Genomic DNA, 1799 nt, shown 5'->3' on the forward strand with positions numbered 1-1799 from the left:
AGCTCGGCGATCTCGTCGGTCAGGGCCCGCACGGCTCGCTGGAGGCCGCTCGGATCGGGGGGAGACGGGGTGGCCGGTCCGTCGGCGGGGACGTCCATGTCGGCTCCGGTGGGCCGGGGGGACGGCACCGACCGCGCAAGGAAGAGGTCCGGATCGATTCTACTCGGGCACGTGCCCCGGCGCGGTTCGGCCGACGGACGACGTGGCCGGCGGGGCCGCGCGGGGCCGGTGGCCCCACCCGCTCCGAGGTTTTCGGAGCGGTCCCCCGGGCAGAAGCCGCGTGCCGCCCTGCGGGAACGACCGCAGGGCGGACCATGTGTCCCTCTCGGACGGGCCGGTCAGCCGCCGAACTCCTTCAGCAGGGCCGCGCAGAAGTCGTCCAGGTCGTCCGGCTTGCGGCTGGTGACCAGCGTCGCGGGCTCCGCATGGCAGACATGGACCGATTCGTCCACCCAGGTACCGCCCGCGTTGCGGATGTCGGTCGCCAGACTGGGCCAGGAGGTCAGCGTCCGCCCGCGTACGACGTCGGCCTCCACCAGCATCCAGGGCGCGTGGCAGATCGCGGCCACGGGCTTGGCCGACTCGAAGAAGCCGCGGGTGAAGTCGACGGCCAAGGGGTTCATACGCAGCGCGTCGGGATTGGCGACCCCGCCGGGCAGGACGAGGGCGTCGAAGCTCTCGGCCGTACGGCTCGCGAGGACCCGGTCTACGGGATGCGTGCCCGCCTTGTCCAAGTGGTGGAACGCCTGGATGCGGCCCGGTTCCGTGGAGACCAGCTGCGGGTTCCAGCCGGCTCCCTGCACGGCTTTCCAGGGTTCGGTGAGTTCGATCTCCTCGACGCCCTCGGGCGCCGTCAGAAAGGCGACTCGCACAGCGCTCACGTCCTTCCGTCGTGTGGTGCCGGTCCTCAATCAGGGGGTTCCGGCGCGGGCGGTGGCCTGTCGGGGTCCGGATGCGGAGGAGCCGGTTCACGCGGCGCTCCTCCCGGGTCGGGCTGTCCGGGATCCCGCGGCACAGGGTCGGGCGAGGTGGGCACGGGCCCGGGCCCCTCGGGCTCCGGCTCGGTGGTCCACTCCATCCGGCTCACCTTCCTTCTCGTGGGTTGCGGGTACCTCATGCGCCTGCCCGGACCGGCGTGCGTCAAGCCGGTCCGGGCATGTTGGTTCGATGTGCCGCTGCACATGCGTTGCGCGGGGAGCGGTGGTACGGCCTCGTGGCAGGGCTCCCGCCCCGGCGCGCGGACCGTCTCCGTAGCCGGCTGCCTTGGCCGTCCGCGGCTGAACCGCCCGGGCCCGGCCGCGCCCGCCGTCACGCGCCGCACCCGATGAGCCGAAGAGAATCCGCGTCACACGCCGGGCACGGCACGCACGCTCACCCGCGCGGCGGGCTCCTGGTGACCGCCGCTCGCGATCATGCGCACGTCGCCCTGATCGCTGATCTCCGCCTGCACGATTCCGGTGTCGTCCGCGTAGATCGGGTGGCCGCCGGGGCCGGTCCGGTCGGTGCGGTGCACGAGGACCGATTCCTCGCCATCCGGGGCCGCCGCATAGTCAGGAACCGCGAATACCAGTTCGTAACTGCTGTCCCGTCCCATATCGGCCTCCTCCGAGCGAATACCCCTTCAGTGCCCATTATCGGGCACACCCGCCCGGCTGCGCGCTCCCGAGCGTGGGCCCCGCGGAGGAACCGTCAACGGGAACAACGCCCCGCCCGGATTCAGGGTTCCGGCTCTCCATGTGATCTTCCACCACCCTTACGCGCCTTCCCCGTACGCCTTCCACCTGCGCATACTCCAGAAC

General features: G+C 71.9%; 2 protein-coding genes. Both read right to left on the reverse strand.

Annotated elements, in window-relative coordinates; genetic code table 11:
• Positions 1-338: 338 nt before the first annotated feature.
• A complete protein-coding gene (locus tag ACWGIU_RS32675; RefSeq protein WP_453711730.1) occupies positions 339-872 on the reverse strand; it encodes a type 1 glutamine amidotransferase domain-containing protein in 534 nt (177 codons plus the stop codon).
• Between the two features lie 473 nt (positions 873-1345).
• Positions 1346-1594, reverse strand: a complete 249-nt coding sequence (locus ACWGIU_RS32680; protein ID WP_453711728.1) for a DUF6296 family protein — start codon at positions 1592-1594, stop codon at positions 1346-1348.
• Between the last annotated feature and the right edge of the window lie 205 nt (positions 1595-1799).

The organism is Streptomyces sp. NPDC054840 (assembly GCF_053611065.1).

Bases quoted from the DNA above. Each gene is read 5' to 3' on its own strand.
- ACWGIU_RS32680 (WP_453711728.1), bottom strand. From the start codon at position 1,594: ATGGGACGGGACAGCAGTTACGAACTGGTATTCGCGGTTCCTGACTAT.